This window comes from Streptomyces corchorusii (assembly GCF_001514055.1).
Taxonomy (GTDB): Bacteria; Actinomycetota; Actinomycetes; order Streptomycetales; family Streptomycetaceae; genus Streptomyces; species Streptomyces olivaceoviridis.
The window spans coordinates 43,889-64,619 of the sequence record NZ_KQ948352.1 but is presented as its reverse complement, the minus strand read 5'-3'; the positions used below and the strand labels follow the sequence as shown (position 1 = coordinate 64,619).

Annotated in this window: 20 protein-coding genes and 1 pseudogene; 12 read left to right on the top strand and 9 right to left on the bottom strand. The window is 72.6% G+C overall.

Annotation, left to right across the window (positions count from 1 at the left end; all coding sequences use genetic code 11):
- The first annotated feature begins 16 nt into the window (after window positions 1-16).
- The 8 genes from cysC to AQJ11_RS04425 all read left to right on the top strand — a co-directional run bounded on the left by cysC (window position 17) and on the right by AQJ11_RS04425 (window position 7,540).
- On the top strand, window positions 17-553 hold the full coding sequence (gene cysC, locus AQJ11_RS04465) for an adenylyl-sulfate kinase (RefSeq protein WP_014675738.1): 537 nt from the start codon (window positions 17-19) through the stop codon (window positions 551-553).
- Complete coding sequence (gene cysD, locus AQJ11_RS04460; RefSeq protein WP_014675737.1) at window positions 550-1,485, top strand: sulfate adenylyltransferase subunit CysD; 936 nt, start codon at window positions 550-552, stop codon at window positions 1,483-1,485. Before cysC ends, cysD begins: the two co-directional genes overlap by 4 nt.
- Window positions 1,486-1,487: 2 nt before the next feature.
- Window positions 1,488-2,822 (top strand): sulfate adenylyltransferase subunit 1, encoded by a 1,335-nt coding sequence (locus AQJ11_RS04455; RefSeq protein WP_014675736.1) that lies wholly within the window; start codon window positions 1,488-1,490, stop codon window positions 2,820-2,822.
- Between the two features lie 273 nt (window positions 2,823-3,095).
- Window positions 3,096-4,208 carry an aliphatic sulfonate ABC transporter substrate-binding protein gene (locus AQJ11_RS04445; RefSeq protein ID WP_014675735.1) on the top strand — a complete coding sequence of 371 codons (1,113 nt, stop codon included), beginning with the start codon at window positions 3,096-3,098 and terminating at the stop codon, window positions 4,206-4,208.
- Window positions 4,209-4,244: 36 nt separating this feature from the next.
- Complete coding sequence (locus AQJ11_RS04440; RefSeq protein WP_041665544.1) at window positions 4,245-5,024, top strand: ABC transporter ATP-binding protein; 780 nt, start codon at window positions 4,245-4,247, stop codon at window positions 5,022-5,024.
- The gene (locus tag AQJ11_RS04435) at window positions 5,011-5,895 is read left to right on the top strand and encodes an ABC transporter permease (protein WP_014675733.1); all 885 of its coding nucleotides are present in this window, start codon (window positions 5,011-5,013) and stop codon (window positions 5,893-5,895) included. The genes AQJ11_RS04440 and AQJ11_RS04435 overlap by 14 nt, the downstream gene beginning before the upstream one ends.
- A gap of 2 nt (window positions 5,896-5,897) precedes the next feature.
- Entirely contained in the window at window positions 5,898-6,635 is a 738-nt protein-coding gene (locus AQJ11_RS04430) for a sirohydrochlorin chelatase (RefSeq protein WP_014675732.1), read from the top strand.
- 602 nt (window positions 6,636-7,237) lie between these two features.
- Entirely contained in the window at window positions 7,238-7,540 is a 303-nt protein-coding gene (locus AQJ11_RS04425) for a hypothetical protein (RefSeq protein WP_059262251.1), read from the top strand.
- A gap of 42 nt (window positions 7,541-7,582) precedes the next feature.
- On the opposite strand, the gene AQJ11_RS04420 is transcribed toward AQJ11_RS04425, so the two are convergent.
- The 4 genes from AQJ11_RS04420 to AQJ11_RS04405 all read right to left on the bottom strand — a co-directional run bounded on the left by AQJ11_RS04420 (window position 7,583) and on the right by AQJ11_RS04405 (window position 10,756).
- The gene (locus tag AQJ11_RS04420) at window positions 7,583-7,906 is read right to left on the bottom strand and encodes a hypothetical protein (RefSeq protein ID WP_014675730.1); all 324 of its coding nucleotides are present in this window, start codon (window positions 7,904-7,906) and stop codon (window positions 7,583-7,585) included.
- Window positions 7,903-8,769, bottom strand: a complete 867-nt coding sequence (locus tag AQJ11_RS04415; RefSeq protein ID WP_244218103.1) for a hypothetical protein — start codon at window positions 8,767-8,769, stop codon at window positions 7,903-7,905. The genes AQJ11_RS04420 and AQJ11_RS04415 overlap by 4 nt, the downstream gene beginning before the upstream one ends.
- A 243-nt stretch (window positions 8,770-9,012) precedes the next feature.
- On the bottom strand, window positions 9,013-9,666 hold the full coding sequence (locus AQJ11_RS04410) for a mycothiol-dependent nitroreductase Rv2466c family protein (protein WP_059261946.1): 654 nt from the start codon (window positions 9,664-9,666) through the stop codon (window positions 9,013-9,015).
- Between the two features lie 79 nt (window positions 9,667-9,745).
- Window positions 9,746-10,756, bottom strand: coding sequence for a ketopantoate reductase family protein (locus AQJ11_RS04405; RefSeq protein ID WP_059261945.1), 1,011 nt, complete (start codon window positions 10,754-10,756; stop codon window positions 9,746-9,748).
- 425 nt (window positions 10,757-11,181) lie between these two features.
- Between AQJ11_RS04405 and AQJ11_RS04400 the strand changes: the two genes are divergently transcribed.
- From AQJ11_RS04400 to AQJ11_RS50735, 3 genes are all read left to right on the top strand, one after another.
- Window positions 11,182-13,425, top strand: a complete 2,244-nt coding sequence (locus AQJ11_RS04400; RefSeq protein ID WP_107120783.1) for an MMPL family transporter — start codon at window positions 11,182-11,184, stop codon at window positions 13,423-13,425.
- Between the two features lie 286 nt (window positions 13,426-13,711).
- Window positions 13,712-14,311, top strand: a complete 600-nt coding sequence (locus AQJ11_RS50740; RefSeq protein ID WP_244218102.1) for a hypothetical protein — start codon at window positions 13,712-13,714, stop codon at window positions 14,309-14,311.
- On the top strand, window positions 14,308-14,478 hold the full coding sequence (locus tag AQJ11_RS50735; RefSeq protein WP_244218101.1) for a hypothetical protein: 171 nt from the start codon (window positions 14,308-14,310) through the stop codon (window positions 14,476-14,478). Before AQJ11_RS50740 ends, AQJ11_RS50735 begins: the two co-directional genes overlap by 4 nt.
- 7 nt (window positions 14,479-14,485) lie before the next feature.
- Here the strand turns inward: AQJ11_RS50735 and mgt are convergent.
- From mgt to AQJ11_RS04375, 4 genes and pseudogenes are all read right to left on the bottom strand, one after another.
- A pseudogene (mgt, locus tag AQJ11_RS04390) lies at window positions 14,486-15,728 on the bottom strand (macrolide-inactivating glycosyltransferase).
- A 65-nt stretch (window positions 15,729-15,793) separates the two neighbouring features.
- Entirely contained in the window at window positions 15,794-17,074 is a 1,281-nt protein-coding gene (locus AQJ11_RS04385) for an ABC transporter substrate-binding protein (protein WP_175252298.1), read from the bottom strand.
- A 17-nt stretch (window positions 17,075-17,091) separates the two neighbouring features.
- Complete coding sequence (locus tag AQJ11_RS04380) at window positions 17,092-17,925, bottom strand: carbohydrate ABC transporter permease (RefSeq protein ID WP_014675721.1); 834 nt, start codon at window positions 17,923-17,925, stop codon at window positions 17,092-17,094.
- Complete coding sequence (locus AQJ11_RS04375) at window positions 17,922-18,845, bottom strand: carbohydrate ABC transporter permease (RefSeq protein WP_014675720.1); 924 nt, start codon at window positions 18,843-18,845, stop codon at window positions 17,922-17,924. Before AQJ11_RS04375 ends, AQJ11_RS04380 begins: the two co-directional genes overlap by 4 nt.
- Window positions 18,846-19,030: 185 nt before the next feature.
- Between AQJ11_RS04375 and AQJ11_RS04370 the strand changes: the two genes are divergently transcribed.
- Window positions 19,031-19,894 (top strand): phosphotransferase enzyme family protein, encoded by an 864-nt coding sequence (locus AQJ11_RS04370; protein WP_059261942.1) that lies wholly within the window; start codon window positions 19,031-19,033, stop codon window positions 19,892-19,894.
- Between the two features lie 73 nt (window positions 19,895-19,967).
- Here the strand turns inward: AQJ11_RS04370 and AQJ11_RS04365 are convergent, their stop codons facing one another.
- Window positions 19,968-20,693 carry a 3'-5' exonuclease gene (locus tag AQJ11_RS04365; RefSeq protein WP_014675718.1) on the bottom strand — a complete coding sequence of 242 codons (726 nt, stop codon included), beginning with the start codon at window positions 20,691-20,693 and terminating at the stop codon, window positions 19,968-19,970.
- Window positions 20,694-20,731: the final 38 nt, after the last annotated feature.

The window sequence follows — 20,731 nt, the reverse complement described above, 5'->3', positions numbered from 1 at the left end:
GATTCAGGAGAACCACGTGACGACCGGAGCCACCGTCTGGCTCACGGGTCTGCCGAGCGCCGGCAAGACCACCATCGCGTACGAGCTGGCGGACCGGCTGCGCGCCGGGGGCCACCGGGTGGAGGTGCTCGACGGCGACGAGATCCGCGAGTTCATCTCGGCGGGCCTCGGCTTCTCCCGGGAGGACCGGCACACCAACGTGCAGCGGATCGGCTTCGTCGCCGAACTACTGGCCCGCAACGGCGTCAAGGCGCTGGTGCCGGTGATCGCGCCCTACGCGGACAGCCGGGACGCGGTGCGGGGGCGGCACGAGGAGAACGGGACGCCGTACCTGGAGATCCATGTGGCGACCCCGGTCGAGGTGTGCAGCGTGCGCGATGTGAAGGGGTTGTACGCCAAGCAGGCCGCGGGCGAGCTGACCGGGCTCACCGGGGTCGACGACCCGTACGAGGAGCCGAAGACGCCGGACCTGCGGATCGAGTCGCAGTACCAGACGGTCCAGGAGTCGGCCGCGTCGGTGTACGCGCTGCTGAGCGAGAGGGGACTGGCATGACCACGGTCGCCAAGGTGGACGAGGGCACGGACAGCCCGTACGCGCTGTCGCACCTGGACGCGCTGGAGTCCGAGGCGGTGCACATCTTCCGTGAGGTCGCGGGCGAGTTCGAGAACCCGGTGATCCTGTTCTCCGGCGGCAAGGACTCCATCGTCATGCTGCACCTCGCGCTGAAGGCCTTCGCCCCCGCGCCGGTGCCGTTCGCGCTGCTCCATGTCGACACCGGACACAACTTCCCGGAAGTCCTTGAGTACCGGGACCGTGTGGTGGCCGCACATGGGCTGCGCCTCCATGTGGCCTCCGTCCAGGACTACATCGACCGCGGTGTGCTCAAGGAACGCCCCGACGGCACTCGCAACCCGCTCCAGACCCTTCCCCTGACGGAGAAGATCCAGAGCGAGAAGTTCGACGCCGTCTTCGGCGGTGGCCGCCGCGACGAGGAGAAGGCCCGCGCCAAGGAGCGGGTGTTCTCGCTGCGCGACGAGTTCTCCCAGTGGGACCCGCGCCGCCAGCGCCCCGAGCTGTGGAACCTGTACAACGGCCGGCACGCCCCCGGTGAGCACGTCCGGGTCTTCCCGCTGTCCAACTGGACCGAGCTGGACGTCTGGCAGTACATCGCCCGCGAGGGCATCGAGCTGCCGGAGATCTACTTCGCCCACGAGCGCGAGGTGTTCCAGCGCGACGGGATGTGGCTGACGGCCGGGGACTGGGGCGGGCCCAAGGACGGCGAGACGGTCGAGAAGCGGCAGGTGCGCTACCGGACCGTCGGCGACATGTCCTGCACCGGCGCGGTCGACTCCGGCGCCGACACGATCGAGAAGGTCATCGCCGAGATCGCCGCGTCCCGGCTGACCGAGCGGGGCGCGACCCGCGCCGACGACAAGCTGTCCGAGGCCGCGATGGAAGACCGCAAGCGCGAGGGGTACTTCTAAGCATGAGCACGACCACGACCGAGGCGCTCTCGGACACCACCCTGCTGCGGTTCGCCACCGCCGGCTCCGTCGACGACGGCAAGTCCACGCTCGTCGGACGGCTGCTGCACGACTCCAAGTCGGTCCTCGCCGACCAGCTGGAGGCCGTCGAGCGCGCCTCCGCGAGCCGGGGCCAGGACGCCCCGGACCTCGCGCTGCTCACCGACGGCCTGCGCGCCGAACGCGAGCAGGGCATCACCATCGACGTCGCCTACCGCTACTTCGCGACCCCGCGCCGCCGGTTCATCCTCGCCGACACCCCGGGCCATGTGCAGTACACCCGCAACATGGTCACCGGCGCCTCCACGGCCGAGCTGACGGTGATCCTGGTCGACGCCCGCAACGGCGTGGTCGAGCAGACCCGCCGGCACGCGGCCATCGCCGCGCTCCTCCGCGTCCCGCACGTCGTCCTCGCCGTCAACAAGATGGACCTCGTCGGGTACGAGGAGGGGGTGTTCGCCGCGATCGCCGAGGAGTTCACGGCGTACGCGACCGAGCTGGGCGTCCCGGAGGTCACCGCGATCCCGATCTCGGCGCTGGCCGGCGACAACGTGGTGGAGCCGTCCGCGCACATGGACTGGTACGGCGGCCCGACCGTGCTGGAGCACCTGGAGACCGTGCCGGTCAGCCACGACCTGGCGCACTGCCACGCGCGGCTGCCCGTGCAGTACGTGATCCGGCCGCAGACCGCCGAGCACCCGGACTACCGGGGCTACGCGGGCCAGATCGCGGCCGGTACGTTCCGGGTGGGCGATCAGGTCACCGTCCTGCCGTCCGGCCGTACCTCGACGATCTCCGGGATCGACCTGCTCGGCGAGCCGGTCGACGTGGCCTGGACGACGCAGTCGGTGACGGTGCTGCTCGCGGACGACATCGACGTCTCGCGCGGCGACCTGATCGTGCCGACGAAGGACGCCCCGGCCACCACGCAGGACGTGGAGGCGACCGTCTGCCACGTCGCCGACGCGCCGCTGACCGTCGGCCACCGGGTGCTGCTCAAGCACGGCACCCGCACGGTCAAGGCGATCGTGAAGGACATCCCGTCCCGGCTGACCCTCGACGACCTGTCCCTGCACCCGCACCCGGGACAGCTCGTCGCCAACGACATCGGCCGGGTGAAGATCCGTACCGCCGAGCCGCTGCCGGTCGACTCCTACGCCGACTCGCGCCGCACGGGCTCCTTCATCCTGATCGACCCCGCCGACGGCACCACGCTCACCGCGGGCATGGTCGGCGAGTCCTTCGCGTCCCCCGAGCCGGTCAAGGACGCGGCCGACGACGACGGCTGGGACTTCTGAGCATGAACTCCACCGATTTCTACGCGACGTTCGCCAAGGAGGGCGGCCGTGTCGGCAGCGGCGCCCTCGGCAGCGGGCAGGGCGGGGTCGCGCGATGTGCGCCGTGACGTACGCGCACTGCCTGCGCGCCCCGTCCCCCCACCTTCCCCCACATGCTCGGCTTCGCTCGCAAGCGGGGGGACCCCCGTCCCGGAAGCGACGAAGACCCTTTGCCGACTCCCGGCCACGACCTGAGAGACCGTGACCGCCGGGCCAACGAGAGGAAAGCCTCCCGTGCCTGCCAACCGCTCCGCTCTGCTCCGCCGCGGACTCGCCGCGATCGCCGCACTGCCCCTGCTGTCCCTCGCTGCCTGCGGCTACGGGTCCGACTCCAAGGACGACAACGCGGGCGCCAAGATCGCCACCGGCGCCAAGAAGATCGACGGTCTCGACTCCGTCAAGATCGGTTACTTCGGCAATCTCACCCATGCCACCGCCCTGGTCGGCAACCAGAAGGGCTTCTTCCAGAAGGAGCTGGGCGCCACCGAGGCCAAGTACCAGATCTTCAACGCCGGTCCGTCCGAGATCGAGGCGCTGAACTCGGGTGCCATCGACATCGGCTGGATCGGTCCCTCCCCGGCGATCAACGGCTACACCAAGTCCGACGGCAAGAGCCTGCGGATCATCGGCGGTTCGGCCTCCGGCGGCGTGAAGCTGGTCGTCAACCCGAAGAAGATCACGTCCCTGAAGGACGTCAAGGGCAAGAAGATCGCGACCCCGCAGCTCGGCAACACGCAGGACGTGGCGTTCCTCAACTGGGTGGCCGAGCAGGGCTGGAAGGTCGACGCGCAGAGCGGCAAGGGTGACGTGTCCGTCGTCCGCACGGACAACAAGGTGACCCCGGACGCCTACAAGTCCGGCTCCATCGACGGCGCCTGGGTGCCGGAGCCGACCGCGTCCAAGCTGGTCGCCGAGGGCGGCAAGGTGCTGCTGGACGAGTCGGCGCTGTGGCCGGACAAGAAGTTCGTGATCACGAACGTCATCGTGTCGCAGAAGTTCCTCAAGGAGCACCCGAAGGCCGTCGAGGCGGTCCTCAAGGCGTCGGTCGAGACCAACAAGTGGATCAACGCCAACCCGGACGAGGCGAAGGCCGCGGCGAACAAGCAGCTGGGCGTCGACTCCGGCAAGGAGCTGCCCGCGAAGGTGCTGGACCCGGCGTGGAAGTCCATCCAGTTCACCGACGACCCGCTCGCCGCGACCCTCGACACCGAGGCGAAGCACGCCGTCAAGGCCGGCCTGCTGGAGAACCCCAAGCTGGACGGCATCTACGACCTCACCCTCCTGAACAAGGTCCTCAAGGCCGAGGGCGAGCGCAGCGTCAGCGACGCCGGACTCGGCGCCGAGTAAGTCCCGTAGCCGATGAGTTCCCAGGAGGTGACGACCATGGCAACGACCTTCGCCGAGGCCGCCGAGACGGTCGAGCACGCGGCACGCATCGAGCACGTCTCGAAGTCCTTCGCGACCCCGGGCGGACAGCAGCTCGTCCTGGACGACATCAGCCTCGATGTCGCACCGGGTGAGTTCGTCACCCTCCTGGGGGCCTCGGGCTGCGGCAAGTCGACGCTGCTGAACCTGGTGGCGGGGCTGGACCGGCCCTCCGCCGGCAGCATCGCGACCGACGGGCGGCCGGCCCTGATGTTCCAGGAGCACGCCCTGTTCCCGTGGCTGACCGCGGGCAAGAACATCGAACTCGCCCTAAGACTCAGGGGCGTGCCGAAGAACGAGCGCCGCGAGCGGGCCGAGCAGCTGCTCGAACTGGTCCGGTTGCAGGGCTCGTACGGCAAGCGGGTGCACGAACTGTCCGGCGGTATGCGCCAGCGCGTGGCCATGGCCCGCGCGCTCGCGCAGGACAGCCAACTGCTGCTGATGGACGAGCCGTTCGCCGCGCTGGACGCGATCACCCGGGACCTGCTGCACGACGAGCTGACCCGGATCTGGGCGGAGACCGGCGTGTCCGTCCTGTTCGTCACGCACAACGTGCGCGAGGCGGTACGGCTGGCGCAGCGGGTGGTGCTGCTGTCGTCCCGGCCGGGCCGGGTGGCCCGTGAGTGGCGGGTGGACATTCCGCAGCCGCGGCGCATCGAGGACGCGCCGGTCGCCGAACTGTCCTTGGAGATCACCGAAGTCCTGCGTGGGGAGATCCGGCGTCATGGCCAGCACTGAGACCAAGACCGTCACGGACGCGGGGAGCGTCGAGGCGGGCCTGGACGCCCTGGAGGTCGTCGCCACCGGCCGTACGCCGTTCCGGCAGACGTTCACCAGCAAGATCCTGCCGCCGGTCATCGCCACCGTGGTGGTGCTGGTCGTGTGGCAGGCGCTGATCTCCTTCAAGGTCGTCGACGACCCGACGAAGCTGCCCTCCCCCGCCGACGTCGGCGGCGAGTTCAAGCGCGCCTGGCTGGAGGGCACGCTGCTGGGCTACATCTGGACCAGCGTCTCGCGCGGTCTGCTGGGCTTCCTGTTCGCGCTGGCCATCGGCACCCCGCTCGGTCTGCTGGTGGCGCGGGTGAAGTTCGTGCGCGCCGCCATCGGCCCGGTGCTGTCCGGTCTTCAGTCGCTGCCGTCGGTGGCGTGGGTGCCGCCGGCGGTGATCTGGCTGGGCCTGGACAACTCGATGATGTACGCGGTGATCCTGCTCGGCGCGGTCCCGTCGATCGCCAACGGCCTGGTCTCCGGCATCGACCAGGTGCCGCCGCTGTTCCTGCGGGCGGGCCGCACGATGGGCGCGACCGGGGTGAGGGGCGCCTGGCACATCGTCCTGCCGGCCGCGCTGCCGGGCTACCTCGCGGGCCTGAAGCAGGGCTGGGCCTTCTCCTGGCGCTCGCTGATGGCCGCGGAGATCATCGCATCCTCCCCCGACCTCGGCATCGGCCTGGGCGCGCTGCTGGAGAACGGCCGCAACGCCAGCTCCATGTCCATGGTGTTCGAGGCCATCTTCCTGATCCTGTTCGTCGGCATCGCCATCGACCTGCTCATCTTCAGCCCGCTGGAGCGGTGGGTGCTGCGCAGCCGCGGTCTGCTGGTGAAGGGCTGACCATGCGCCGTCCGGTCCTCCTCGTCATCGCCCACGGCAGCCGCGACGCGCGGCACGCGGCGACCGTGCACGCCCTGGTGGAGCGGGTGCGGTCGCTGCGGCCGGGCCTGCGCGTGGAGACCGGGTTCCTGGACTTCAACGTCCCGTCGGTGCACGGGGTGCTTCGGTCGCTGGCGGCGGAGGGGGTACGGGACGTCGTCGCCCTGCCGCTGCTGCTGACCCGCGCGTTCCACGCCAAGGCCGACATCCCCGCCGTACTGCGGGACGCGCCGGCGCGGCTGCGGATACGGCAGGCGGACGTGCTCGGCCCGTCCCCGCTGCTGCTGTCCGCGCTGGAACGGCGGCTGTCCGAGGCGGGCCTGTCGCCCGCCGACAAGTCCTCGACCGGGGTCGTACTGGCCTCGGCGGGGTCCTCCGACCCGGAGGCGATCGCGGTGATCGCCGACATCGCGCGGGAGTGGTGGCACACCGGTTGGTGCGCCGTGCGACCCGCGTTCGCCTCCGCGTCCCTTCCGCGCACCGAGGACGCGGTACGTGAGCTGCGCGCCCTCGGCTGCGAGCGGGTCGCCGTCGCGCCGTACGTCCTGGCCCCCGGCTTCCTGCCGGACCGGATCGCGCGCGGCGCGGCCGGGGCGGACGTGCTCGCCGAGGTGCTCGGCCCCGCCCCGGAGGTGGCGCGGGTGGTGCTGGAGCGGTACGCCGCGGCCTGCCGGCCGGCCGTGGCGGCCCTCGGCGCGTAACCGCCGCCGTGCCGTGCCGTGCCGTTGGCGTGCGCGGACGTCGGCGGTTCCGTGGTGGCTGGGCGCGCGGTCCGCGCCCCTGGCCTCGGGGTGATGCCTGCGGCCGGCACCGGTGGATTTCGGGTGCTGGACGGGCTGTTGGTGCCCGCCGGGACGCGTGGCCGGCGCCGGGTGGACGCGCCGCTGCCGGAGGGCCTGACCCGGTCCGCGGGTCCCGCCGTCGCCCCGCTCGCCGCGCGACTGGCCGAGTTGCACCGCGCCGACCCGCGGGCGCCCCGCCGGATCGTCCTCTACCAGCTGATCAGCCTGCTCCAGGAGCGCCCCGAGGAGGACCGCGGTTCCGCCGGGCGGCGAGGCAGGCGTCCACCCCGACGAGGCGGCCGGTCTGCTCGCAGCGGCCCGACTGCGCCCCTCGCTCGACCGGCGGGCAGCGGGACGCCGCCGAGTGCCTGGCGGACGCGCCGGCGCAGACGCGGCCGCACCGCCCGCGCACCCCACTGGGCGGGCTGCCGCCTCGTGCGGGCGGCAGAACATGACAGAGCCGGGCGAACCCGCCGCCGCGGGACCGCTGGGGGGTGCGGGGCCGGCCGGCGCTGCCGCCGGTGACCGCTCCCCTGCCGCGCACCGAGCGCCACGTCCGGCTGCGCCGCGCCGCCCTGGTGCAGGCCCGCCGTCTGCTGTCCGAGCCGACGCGGCACGGCCGTTCGAACGCGGCGCTCCTCGCGGAGCTGGTCGAACACCTGAGGAATCCAGGGCGGTCCGGGCTCGCCAACCGTTCGCGGGAGACCTGGACGGGGACCCGCTCGGACGGCACCGCGCGGAAGGTCGGGCCCGGCCGGACGGTGCCACTGCGGTCGGGGCTCGGCCTCGGCGGCGGGGTCCGGGCGGGGGTGCGGGCCCGGTGACGTGCCGTGGCCGAAGCTCCGTGGCGACGGGGCTCCGGCCGGTCACAGCCCGAGGGCGTTGATCATCTGCTGGGTGAAGGCGAGGCTGCCGGTGCCGGCCGAGGCCGCGATGGCGATCGTCTCCAGCGCGGAGCGGATCCGGCCGCGGTTCGGCGGCAGGCCGTCCTCGGCGGACTCCTGGAACTGGGCCTGGATGATCTCGCCCTGGGGCACCAGTTCCGGGTACTCGGCGCGCAGCGTGTCGGTGAGCCGCTGGGCGAGGTCCATCATGGTGGGCAGGTCGGGGTGGGCGTGGCTGACCTGGTTCTGGCCGGGGTCGCCGAAGTGGGCGGGGCCGTTGACGTTGCCGAAGTTGTAGGTGCTCATGTCCTGTCCTCGCTCGCGGTCCGGCGGCCCGCCCCGGACCGGAGGGGCCGTCGGATGGGTGGGATTGCGGTTACGGCTTCGGCGCGGGCGGGCCTGATCCCGTAGGGCCGGGGCCGGCCTGGGGTCCGGTCCCTTGCTGCCCGCCCGGGACGATCGTCCCGTGGGCGCCGAAGGGGGCAGCGGCCGTCCTGCGGCGGTATCGCGCAGGCGGCCACCTCCCAGGGGTCGGGCACCAGCCCGGGTATGAGGTGGGCGTTGCTGCCGAGGACGTGGAGCCGGTTCCTGGCCCGCAGTCCCTGGAGCCCGGAGATGGTCTCCATGTGCCGTGCCCCGGAGATGTGCGGGTCGACGACGTCGAACGGGCGCGTCGGCAGCGCGTTCAGGTCGTGCGGCGCGGCCTCGGCCTCTGGTTCCACCGGCGGCACGGTCTGCTCGGAGCTGTCGGCGCGGAGGAACGCGTCCCGCGCCATGGCACGGCCGCGCGCCCGGGTGTGGCGGACCAGTGTCCAGGCGATCGCACAGGCGCCGAGAGGGCCGGAAATCGCCACCCGTCCGAGTGACCGGTCTCCGTTGACCAGCCCCCGGAGACCGGCGAGGAGTGCGAGGGTCACGGCCGTCTGGAGGCACGCGGGCCGGCGGTCGGGGGCGGCGCGGCGGCGGGTGGCCACGCGCGCGTGCCGGGCGAGGGCGACGGCGTCGATGGCGAGGCCGAGCCCGATCGCGTTGAGCCGGTCTGCGGTGAGCGTCCGGTCGGCGTACAGGGCGAAGTCGTCGTCGAGGTGCACCGGGGCGCTCAGGCGCCGGGACACGCCGTCCTCGCGGTACTGCGGCGATGACGGCAATGGTCTGCCCGTCACACTCATCCGTCCGTCCCCCTCAGGCCTTCCGCGCGGTTCACCCTAGGGAGAACGCCGCGGGTTTGTCGCCTGGTTCGGTGAGGGGCGGTGCCGGGGGGCGGTCGTGTGGTATCGGCCGCCGCGGTCCGGCGCTCCCCTGTGACGTCGGACCGCGGTGGCTCTTGGTTCTGCGCCGGACGGCGGCGCCGTGTCACACGCCCGGCGCGGCCGGCCCGCCGGAGGGGCGGTTATCGGCCAACCCGCTCCGGGTCAGTCGAACCGCAGCCGACCGGTGCGGGTGCGCTTCAGTTCGAAGAAGTCGGGGTGCCGGGCCAACACCCGGAAGGCGTCGAAGAGTTCGGCCGCCTCGGCGCCGCGCGGGACGGCGCGCAGCACGGGTCCGAACCAGACGGTGCCGTCGATGTGCAGGGTGGGTGTGCCGACGTATCCGCCGGTCTCCGGCTCGGTGCCGGCCGCGTGGCTGCGGCGGACCGCGTCGTCGTACGACGGGTCGTGGGCGACGGCCGACAGGCCGGCGGGGAGCCCGAGCCCGGCCAGCGAGTCGGTGATCACGGTGTCGAAGTCCTCGACGCCCTGTTCGTGGATGCGGGTGCCGAACGCCGTGTACAGGTCGCGCAGCACCTTCTCGCCGTACCGTTCGGCGGCGGCCACGGCGACCCGCACGGGCCCGGTCGAGCGGTCCACCAAATCGCGGTACCAGTCGGGCAGTTCGTTGCCGGTGTTGTGCAGGTACAGGCTCATCGCCCGGAACCGCAGGTCGAGCGGGCGCAACCGCTCCACCTCCAGCAGCCAGCGGGAGGTGATCCAGGCGAAGGGACAGGCGGGATCGAAGAAGAAGTCGACCCGGGTCGGGGCGCTGGTGGCGGCGGTGTCCGGGTCCGTGGCGGTGCTGCTGTGCGTCATGGCGCCGACGCTAGTGCCCGAGTGGTCCGGAATCCCGTCCCAATCCCTCACCGTTCCCCTGGCCCAATTCAGTCGGCGGTCAGACGCGCACCGCCTCGTCGGCCAGCCGGACCAGGTCGGCGACGGGCAACGAGCCCGCCGCCCGGTGCTCCCGGGCGAACCGGTTGGCAAGAGCGCGCAGCAGTTCGTTCAGCGGGGTGGGGACGCCGTGCAGCCGGCCGAGCAGGACGATCTCGCCGTTGAGGTAGTCCGCCTCGATGGTGCCGGTGCCCCGGACCAGGGACTGCCAGGAGGAGCCGCCGCCGCGGGGAGCGCCGTCCAGCGGGACCAGGGTGACCTTGTCGCCGCGGGCCGCGCGCTGCTCCTCCGCGCCGGCGTACGGGATGCCGGCGGCGTCCAGCACGGCCTCCCCCTCGGCCCGCACGCGCGCGAACAGGGCCCGCGCCTCCTCGCTCGCCACCGGCCCGCTGACCGCTTCGAGGGCGTTGCCGAGGTTGCCGAGCAGCTTGGCGTACTGCCAGCGGGCCACGTCGGGCACCACCGGCGCCTCGAAGTGGGCGTCCGCGAGGTCGGCGGCGATCCGGCGGGCGGTGTCGTCGGTGCCGTGCGGGAGACGGCCGAGGTGCAGGACGCCGGTGAGGGGGGCGCCGGCGGCGGAGACGACTCCGGGTTCCACGAAGGTCGACGGCAGCCAGACGCAGACGCCGTACACGTGCCGGAAGCGGCGCAGCGCCAGCCGGCCGCCCTCGACGCCGTTCTGGAGGCAGACCAGCGGCAGCAGTCCGGCCGCCGTGCCGCCACCGGCGACGGGCACGTCGCCCCAGGTCTCCAGGGCGGCCACGGTGTCCTGGGTCTTCACGGCGAGGACGAGGACGTCGTCGGCGCGCAGTTCGCCGAGCGGTTCCGGCCCGTCGACGGCGCGCAGCCGGTGCGTCGACTCGCCCTGGGGAACCCGCAGTCGCAGTCCGTGCTCCTGGAGGGCGGCCAGGTGCGGGCCCCGGGCGACGAGGACGACCTCCCGGCCGGCCTGGGCCAGCCGCCCGCCGACGGTACCGCCCACCGCGCCGGCCCCGATGATGATGTAGCGCATGGGCAGAGCCTCGCACACACGTCCGGGCCGGAGGCGCTGGTGCGGTGCGGCCGTCGTGCCCCGTGGGGGCGGGCACGACGGCCGCGCTCGGCGCACGCCGGATCGGGCGTCGGCCGGCTTGGCGAAACTCTGGCTGATCGACGGGGCCGGGTTCAACTCCTGTGCACAGCTGTGACTTGTTCAACAAGCTTTCGCAATGACAAAGGGGGCCCTGGCGGCGGATCGGACACCGCACCCCTGAGAGCGGCCCCCGAGAACCGGCGATAGATGTAAGGGCCCACCGTCCTCCCCAGCGGTGATCCGCGCCCCGCGTGGTTCACCGGGCAGTACGACGAGATGGCTTTATCCCGCCCCTACCGTCGAACAGGAGCAAGCAGACGTGGCGGCAGGGGGCCGTCACCGCACACGAGGGGGGCAGACCCGTCATGGGGAACACAGAGGTGCGGGTGCGGGGGCTGGCCGCCCGCGCCGGCGGCTGGAGCGCCCGGCACCGCTGGGCGGCCGTCGGCATATGGGTGGTGTTCGTCGTCCTGGCGATGGGCCTCGGCTCGGCGGCGGGCCGGGTCGACGTCAACGAGAGCGATCAGCTCAAGGGCGAGACGCACACCGCCGCGACGATCATCGAGGACGCCGGGATCAAGGAGCCGGCCGGGGAGACGGTCCTCATCCAGTCGGCGGACGGTGCCGTCCAGGCCACCAGCCCGCAGTTCCGCGCGGCCGTCGCCGACGTGGTCGAGGCCGTCGAGGGCACCGGCCAGGTGACGGGCGTGACCTCCCCGTATGACACGCACACCGTCTCCCGGGACGGCCGCAGCGCGCTGGTGCGGTTCGACGTGCGCGGTGACGCGGAGACGGCCGCCGACCGGATCGAGCCGGTGCTCAAGGCCGTCGCCGGGGTGCAGAAGGACCATGACGCGCTGCAAATCGCGGAGATCGGCGGCGCCAGCATACAGAAGCAGTACAAGGACGCCTTCGGCGACGACTTCCAGCAGGCCGAGTACTCGGCGGTGCCGGTGGCCCTCGGCATCCTGCTGATCGCGTTCGGCGCCCTGGTGGCCGCGCTGCTGCCGGTGGCCCTCGCGATCACCGCGATCATGGCGACGATGGGTCTGATGGGCCTGGTCAGCCACCTCCAGCCGATGAGCGACACCGCCAACTCCGTGATGCTGCTGGTCGGTATGGCCGTCGGTGTCGACTACTGCCTGTTCTACCTGCGCCGGGAGCGCGAGGAGCGGATGGCCGGCCGGGACGCCGGCACCGCCCTGCGGATCGCCGCCGCCACCAGCGGCCGGGCGATCATCGTCTCCGGTGTCACGGTGTGCGTGGCGATGGCGGGCATGCTGTTCACCGGGCTGGCCGAGTTCGAGGCGATGGGCCTGGCCTCGCTGATGGTGGTGGCGGTCGCCATGGTCGGCTCGGTGACCGTGCTGCCCGCGCTGCTGTCGCTGCTCGGCGAGCGGGTCGAGAAGGGGCGGCTTCCGTTCCTGGGCCGCCGCAGGCGCACGGGAAACGGGGACAGCCGGTTCTGGACGGCCGTGCTGCGGGGCGTGCTGGCCAAGCCGCTGGTCTCGGTCGTCGTCGCGGCCGGCGCGCTGCTGGCCATCGCCGCGCCCGCGCTCGGCATGAAGACCCAGCAGCTCACCCTGGACCAGGAGTTCGGCGACTCGCTGCCGATCGTGCAGACGTACAACCGCGTCAACGACGCCTTCCCCGGCGGCAGCGAACCGGCCGAGGTCGTCGTCAGGGCCAAGGACATCAACGCCCCCGAAGTCCGGCGGGCACTGGCCGACTTCAAGCGGCAGGCGGTCGTCTCGGGCGCCTCGCGCGGCCCGGTCGACGTCACGATGTACGACGCCAAGAACGTGGCCCTGGTGTCCGTGCCGCTGGTCGGCGGCTCCGACATGGACCGGGCGACACGGAGCCTGGAGAAGCTGCGCGACGAGGTGCGGCCCGCCACGCTCGGCAAGGTCGACGGCGTGCGGGCGCCGGTGACCGGACAGGTCGCGGGCAACAAGGACTTCAACGACCAGCTCATGGGCTCCGTCGTCCCGGTCTTCGTGTTCGTGGTCGTCTTCGCCTTCCTGCTGATGCTGCTGTCGTTCCGCTCGCTGACCGTCGCGGTCACGTCGATCGTGCTCAACCTGCTGTCGGTCGCCGCCGCCTACGGCATCCTCGTCGCCGTCTTCCAGCACGGCTGGGGCGCCTCGCTGGTGGGCGCGGAGGGCGTCGGCGCGATCGTCACCTGGCTGCCGCTGTTCCTCTTCGTGATCCTGTTCGGGCTGTCGATGGACTACCACGTGTTCGTGGTCTCCCGGATCCGCGAGGCGCGGATGCGCGGCCGTACGACGAAGGACGCGATCCGGCACGGCGTGGTCACCACGGCCGGGGTCGTCACCAGCGCCGCGGTCATCATGGTCGCCGTGTTCGCGATCTTCGGCACGCTCTCCATGCAGTCCATGAAGCAGATGGGCGTGGGCCTGGCCGCGGCGGTCCTGATCGACGCCACGGTCATCCGCGGGGTGCTGCTGCCGGCGGTGATGGCGCTGCTCGGCGAGCGCAACTGGTACCTGCCGAAGTGGCTGCACCGCCTGCCGGACCTCACCCACGACGAGAGCCCCGAGCCGGTGGCGGCGCCGGTGCCCGAGCGGGGCGAGCGGCTGACCGTCTGATTCCGCCCGTTGCCGCAGGGCCCGCCGGTTCCCGAACCGGCGGGCCCTGTCCGTGCTCTCGTTGTCCGCACAGGTACGCCGCAGCACGGGGGAGGCACCACACGGACAGGCGGATTCTGCTCAGGGGCGCGCTGGCCGTGCCCGCGGCCGGGCTGCCGACCGCGGCACCCGCACACACGGCGGGCGCGGCGGCTCCGCCGGCGTTCGACGTGCTCACCGGGGACGTGAACTCCGGGAGGATCCTCCTCTTCGACCGCGACAAGCCGTTCACCGACGCGCACGTCAAGTGGCTGCCGAATCCGGCGGGTCCAGGCCATCCCATGGAGCATCGCTTCCGCCGCGACACGAGCGGCGACGGCCAGGTCCTGCTCGCACCTGGGACAGCGGGACGGCGAGCGTCTACCGGCGCCGGGACAAGAAGCTGCTGTGGTCCGCGAACGTCCCCGACTACCCCCACGCCATCGAGCGGGCCCCCGGCACCGGCGTGGTGGTGGTCGCCGGCCGCAGCAAGGGGCCGGGCGGCAGCGACGCCAAGGGCCGCAGCCTGCACGTCTTCCGGTCCACCGGCGGCCACAGCGGCTCGCTGGTCCGCGCGGGTGCGCCGATCCCCTTCCACCAGGCGCACGGCCTGCTGCGGGACCCGCGACGGGAGCGGATGTGGGCGGCGGGCGGCTCCGGCTTGGGGGCGTACCGGATCGTGACGACGGCGAGTTCGGCGCGGCCGGTGGAGGACGCCGCCCGCCGGCTCACCGGCTTCCACCACCCGCACGGCCTCCAGCCGGATCACCAACACGCCGGCCGGCTCCTGGTCACCGACACAGGCGGCGTCTACGCGGTCGCACCTCGACGGTGCGGCGGACGACCCTGCGCACACGCAGGCCGGTGAAGTCGTACGTGCGCCACGCCTCCGGCGAGCAGATGCGGACGGGTGCGGTGGCGGGCGGCAACGCCTTCGGCACGGAGTACGTCCACTTCGACCTGAGCGGGGTCGACCGGGCCCGGCCGGGAGCGATCATCTGCAAGGCCCGGCTCGACACCACGGCGTACCTCTGACGGCCGCCTACCTCGGGCGGCGGCCCGGCAGTTCGGCCTCGATGAGGTCGGCCGCCTGCCGGGTGCCGCCCTCCTGCGCCATCTCCGCCTGCACCTCCTTGAGCCGGCGCGCGACCTCCGGGTCGTCCACCAGGGCGAGCGCGGCCTCGCGGAGGCTGTCGGCGGTGGCCTCCTCGGCGGGCAGGTGCCGGGCGACCCCGAGCGCCTGGAGCATGTCGGCGTTGCCGAACTGGTCGACGGCCTGCGGCACGGCGATCATCGGCGTCCCGGTCGCCAGCCCCTCCTGGCTGCCTCCGGCGCCCGCGTGCGTGACGAACAGGTCGGCCTGCCGCAGGATCGCCAGTTGCGGCACCCAGTCGCGCACCTCGACCCGGGCCGGCACCTCGCCCAGCTCGGCGCGGGTCACATGCCGGCCGACCTGGAGGACGACGTGCCATCCGGGCAGGTCGCCGAAGGCGCGCACGCACTCCCGGTAGAAGGCGGGCTGCTTGGTGAAGGCCGAGCCGAGCGACACCAGGACGACCTTCTCCGCATCGGCGGGCCGCTGCCAGTCGCCCTGGTCGGCGCGGTCGCCCTGGCAGGCGCCGACGAAGGTGTACACGCGCTCGTCCACCCGGTCGGCGTGCGGCTGGAGCACCTTCGGGATGAGCACGAGGGAGCGCGCGGGGTGGCCGGCGAAGGAGTCCGGGTCCAGGCTGATCCCGTTCTCGGCCAGCCATGCCGCGAACCGGGCGTAGTACACCCGCCCGCGCTCGGTCTTCCTCGGCTCGGCCCACATCGGCTCGGCGACCTCCTCCTCGTAGCCCTCCCAGGCGACGAGGTTCGGGGAGAGCGAGATCGCCGGGACGCCCCAGCGGTGGGCGAGGACACGGGCCGGGTAGGAGGTGATGTCGTACAGGACGAGGTCGGGGGTGTCGTCGGCGTAGGCCTCGATGAGCTGCGGGAGCGCCTGGATCGCGTCGTCCAGGAACGGTTCCACGTTGTCCAGCAGGGTGGTCCCCCAGGCCTCCGGGTCGGCGTCCGGGCCCGGCAGGGTGGAGGTGTACGGCACCGGCCGGGCCCCGGTGGCGGCCACCTTCTCGGCGAAGGCCGGCGGGATGGCGTAGGTGACCCGGTGCCCCCGGGCGACGAGTTCACGGATCACCTCCAGACTGGGGTTCACATGGCCGTGGGCGGCGATGGAGAACATGGCGATGTGGGCGGGTGCGGTCATGTCCCGAAGGCTAGGCGAGACGAGACGTCTCGTTCAATCGATTTTCCCGCCCGGCGCGACGGCACGTGCCGGGCCGAGTCCCGTGCAAACCGGCGGTCACGCTCAGCGCTGGTAGCGGGCCAGCACCAGATTGCCGTCTCTCTCCAGGCGACGGCGCAGTTCGGCGAGGCCGATGGCGCCGCTGTAGTACTCCTGGTAGGCCGGGGTGGCCACCTTGTCCTTCCACTCCGGGTAGCCGCGCACGGACTGGGCGGGCGCCGGGCGCAGCCGGGCCGCGAGGGCGGTGCCGGTGGCCCAGCCGTTCTCCGTGGTGTGCAGCGCCGGGTCCTTCAGGGCCTCGGTGCCGGTGGGCAGCATCCAGTCCCCGAGGGCGAGGCGGACCATGTTCTCCGGCCGCAGCAGGAAGTCGATGAACGCGACCGCCTCCTTCTTGTGCGGGCAGTCGGCGGAGACGGACAGCGTCTGCGGGCTGACGCCCTGGGTGAGCCCGTCGGCGCCCGACGGCGCGGGCAGCACCTCCCAGCGGAAGCCCTCAGGAGCCTGCTGCGCGATCTGCTGGCGGTAGGAGAAGCCCAGCGGGACCATCGCGTACCGGCCGCCGAAGAAGCCCGGCAGGGTGTCCGAGCTGCCGCTGCCCAGCGTGGAGGCGGGCGCGCTGCGGTCGACGGCGACCTGGTCGTGCACGGTGCGCGGTACGACCGCGTCCCCGGCCGTGAACCGTACGGTGACCTTCCCGTCCGCGTTCCGGTGGAACAGCCGCCCGCCCGCCGACAGGGACAGGTTGAGCGTGGCGGAGACGGGCTCCTTCAGCGGCCAGGCCACGCCGTACCGCCCGGGCCCGCTCAGCCGCTTGGCCACCTGCCGGAACTCCGCCCAGCTCCACGGGTGTTCCGGCGTCGGTATGCGCACCTTGGCCGCGCGCAGCCGGTCCGCGTTCGCGATCAGGACACGCGGTTCCTGGAGGAACGGCACGCCGTAGACGCCGTTCCCGAAGGCGGTCGTCTCCCAGCTGCTCTCAGGGATGTCGGACCTGAGCCGGGCGGGCAGCAGGCCGGTCAGGTCGGCCAGGTAGCCGCCATAGGCGAAGTCGGCGAGGTCGTCGGAGGCGTCGTGGACGATGTCGGGGGCCTCACCGCCCTCGAAGGAGGTCAGCAACTGGTCGTGCACGCTGTCCCAACTGCCCTGGACGTACTCGACCTTGATGTCCGGGTGGGACGCGTTCCACTCCTTCACCAGCTCCTTGTTGGCGGTGACGGACTCCTGCTGCCAGGCCAGGGACTGGAAGCGCAGGGTGATCGGGCCGCCGTCCGTGCGAGCGCCCGAGGTGCAGCCCGCGAGGAGCAGCAGGAGCACGACGAGCGCCGTGGCGCTTCTGGTCCGCATCAGCTCTTCACCGCCCATCAGCTCTTCACCGCCCCTACGAGCAGGCCGCCTGTGATCCGCCGCTGGACGAGCGCGAAGACGGCGACGGAGGGGAGGGTGGCGAGGAACGCGGCGGCGGCCAGCGGGCCGAGGTCGGCCACGCCCTCCGCGCCGATGAAGTGGGTGAGGATCACCGGCAGGGTCTGCCTCTGCGGGCTCTTGAGCAGCACCAGCGCGAAGAAGAACTCGTTCCACGCGGTGACGAACGCGAACAGGGCCGTCGCCGCGATGCCGGGTGCGAGCAGCGGCGCCGTCACCGACACGAGCGTTCTCAGACGTCCGGCACCGTCCACGGCCGCCGCCTCCTCCAGTTCGGCGGGCACCGCCCGGACGTGCCCGGTGAGCATCCACAGCGCGAACGGCAGCGCCCACACCACGTACACCAGCACCAGCCCGGTCAGGGAGTCGATCAGCCGCAGGTTCTTCAGCACCAGGAACAGCGGGATGATCACCAGGACGAAGGGGAACGCCTGGCTGACCACCACCCACGCCGTGGCGGCCCGGGTCAGCCGGGAGCGGTGCCGGGCCATGACGTAGGCCATCGGGGTCGCGATCAACACCGCGACGACGGCCGTGCAGAGCGCCACCACCAGGGAGTTCAGCGCGGCGTGCGCCAGCGGCTGCTCCGCGAACGCCTGCCGGACGTTGGCCAGGGTGGGGTGGCGCGGGAGCCAGGTGGGGTGCAGACTGCCCAGCTCACGGGGGGACTTGAGCGCGGTGGACAGCAGCCACAGCAAGGGGAAGGCCAGGAAGAGCAGGTAGCCGAGGAGGGCGGCGTACTGTCCGGCGCGGGCCGCGCGGCGGGTCCTCATGCCTCCTCACCGCCCCGCAGCCGGCCGGCCAGGAACACCGCGAGCAGGACCGCGACCACCGCGACGAGCACGCAGCCCATCGCCGCCGCGTAGCCGAACTGGCCGTAACGGAACGCCTCCTCGTAGGCGAAGAGCATCGGCAGCCGGGTCTTTCCGCCGGGTCCGCCGCTCGTGAGCACGTAGACCAGCGCGAAGGAGTTGAGGTTCCAGATGAGGTTGAGCGCGGTGATGGCGAGGGCCACCGGCCGGAGCGCGGGCCAGGTGACGGTGCGGAAGCGGCGCCAGGCGCCCGCGCCGTCGACCGCCGCGGCCTCGTGGAGTTCGCGCGGCACGTTCTGGAGTCCGGCGAGCAGGGCGACCGTGGTCTGCGGCAGGCCCGCCCAGACGCCGACGACGATGACCGCGGGCAGCGCGGTGGCCAGGCCGCTCAGCCAGTCCCGGCCGGTGCCGAGGCCGAGGTCGCGCAGGGTTTCGTTGAGGACGCCGGCGTCCGGGTTGTAGACGAGGCGCCACATGATGCCGACGACGACCTCGGGCATCGCCCAGGGCACGATCGCGAGGGCGCGGGCCAGGCCGCGCAGGCGTAAGTCCTGGTTCAGGAGCAGGGCCAGGCCGAGCGCCAGCAGGAACTGGGGCACGGTCACGCCGGCCGCCCAGACCAGCCCGATCCGGAACGACTCCCAGAACAGGGTGTCGTGCAGCAGGTCGCGGAAGTTGAGGGCGCCGATCCACCGGGTGGCGGCCGTCCGGCCGGACTGCGCGTCGGTGAAGGCCAGCAGGATGCCGTAGAGCAGCGGGCCGACGCTGAGCAGGAGGATGGGGATGAGGGCGGGCAGGACCAGGAACCAGGCGCTGTGATCGGCGGCGCGGCGACCGGCCGGCCGGCGTGCTTCGGCCGGTGGTGTCCGCGCTTCGGCCACTGATGTCACGGAATCAGCCCCTTTGCCTGCCCCGGTTGGCGTGTTCATGTTCGTGAAGGCCCGGTACCCCGTCAAGGGACCGCGCACGACGGCCGGGCCCGCGCCCGGTGGCCGACCTGGGCGGATGCGAGACTGGCCGGGGACCGGACAGACACGGCACGGGAAGACGGCACGGAGGCAGGACGATGGACGAGGCACGCGCGCGGGACGTACTGGCCGCGGCGGGAGTGCTGCCGGACCCGGTCCGGGACGCACGGCTCCTGGCCCTCGGTGAGAACGCGGTGTTCGCGGCCGGCGACCTGGTGGTGAAGGTGGGCCGGGACGCGGAGCTGCTGGGGCGGGCCGAGCGCGAGCTGGCCGTCGCCGGCTGGCTGGCCGAGGCGCACGTACCGGCGGTTCGGGCGGCCGAGCCGAAGCCGCTGCTGGTGGACGGCCACCCGGTGACCGTGTGGCACCGGCTGCCGGATGCCGTACGGCCGGCCGAGCCGCGGGATCTGGCCGTCCTGCTGCGCGGGGTGCACGCACTGCCCTCCCCTCCCTTCGATGTGCCGCCCCGCGATCTGCTGGGCGGTGTGGAACGCTGGCTGCGGCTCGCGGGCGACGCGATCGACCCTGAGGACGCGGCATTCCTCCGTGCGCGCCGCGACGGCTTCGCCGCGCAGGCGGCGGCGCTGACGCCCCATCTGACGCCGGGGCCGATCCATGGGGACGCACTGCCCCGCAATGTGCACGTCGGACCGGACGGGCCGGTCCTGGTCGACCTGGAGACCTTCTCCGCCGATCTGCGCGAGCACGACCTGGTCGTCATGGCCCTCTCCCGCGACCGGTACGGGCTGCCGGCGGAGGCGTACGACTCCTTCACCGAGGCGTACGGGTGGGATGTGCGGGAGTGGGAGGGCTGCGCGGTCCTGCGGGGCGCCCGGGAGACGGCGAGCTGCGCGTGGGTGGCCCAGCACGCGCCGTCCAACCCGAAGGCGCTGGCCGAGTTCCGGCGCCGGGTGGCGTCGCTGCGGGACGGGGACGCGACGGTGCGGTGGTATCCCTTCTGAGGATCCCGTCGGACGCGGCCGGACGAGACGGCCGACCACACTGCCCGCCACACGCGCCCGCGGACCGGAACGGCTAGGCGGGCTGGCCCTCGGTCAGCTCCCTTAGCGGCCACGTGCCGTCGACCACCGCGTCCGCCTCCCCCTTGCGCCGCAGGAACGCCTGGAAGTCCGCCGCCCACTGCGCGTACCACTCGATCTGGCGGCGGTGCAGTTCCGCCGGGCCCAGCGACGCTATCTTCGGGTGGCGGTCGGCTATCGCGGACGCGAGCCGCGCCGCGGCGAGGGCGTCGGCGGTGGCGTTGTGGGCCGCGTCGAGGACTATGCCGTACTCGGCGCAGACCGCCTCCAGGTTCCGTTTGCCGCGGCGGTAGCGGTCGACCCAGCGGTCGATGGTGTACGGGTCGACGACCGGGGCGGGGTGGGTGCCGCCCAGCCGGTCGGTCAGGGACGGCAGATCGTACCGCCGCAGTTCCGCCGAGAGCAGCGTGAGGTCGAACGCCGCGTTGTAGGCGACGACCGGAACGCCCGTCTTCCAGTACGACACCAGGACGTCGGCGATGGCGTCGGCCACCTGGTCGGCCGGGCGGCCCTCGGCCGTCGCGCGTTCGTTGCTGATGCCGTGCACGGCGACCGCGTCGGCCGGGATCTCCACGCCCGGATCGGCCAGCCATTCCCGGCACCCCATGGGCTCACCCGCCCTGACCTCGATCACGGCGCCCGTGACGATGCGCGCCTCGCGCGGATCGGTCCCGGTCGTCTCCAGGTCGAAGCCGATCAGCAGCTCCCGGTGCCAGCCCATGGGCGGCCCCCCTTCTTGGTGGTGCTTTCCCCCAGTGG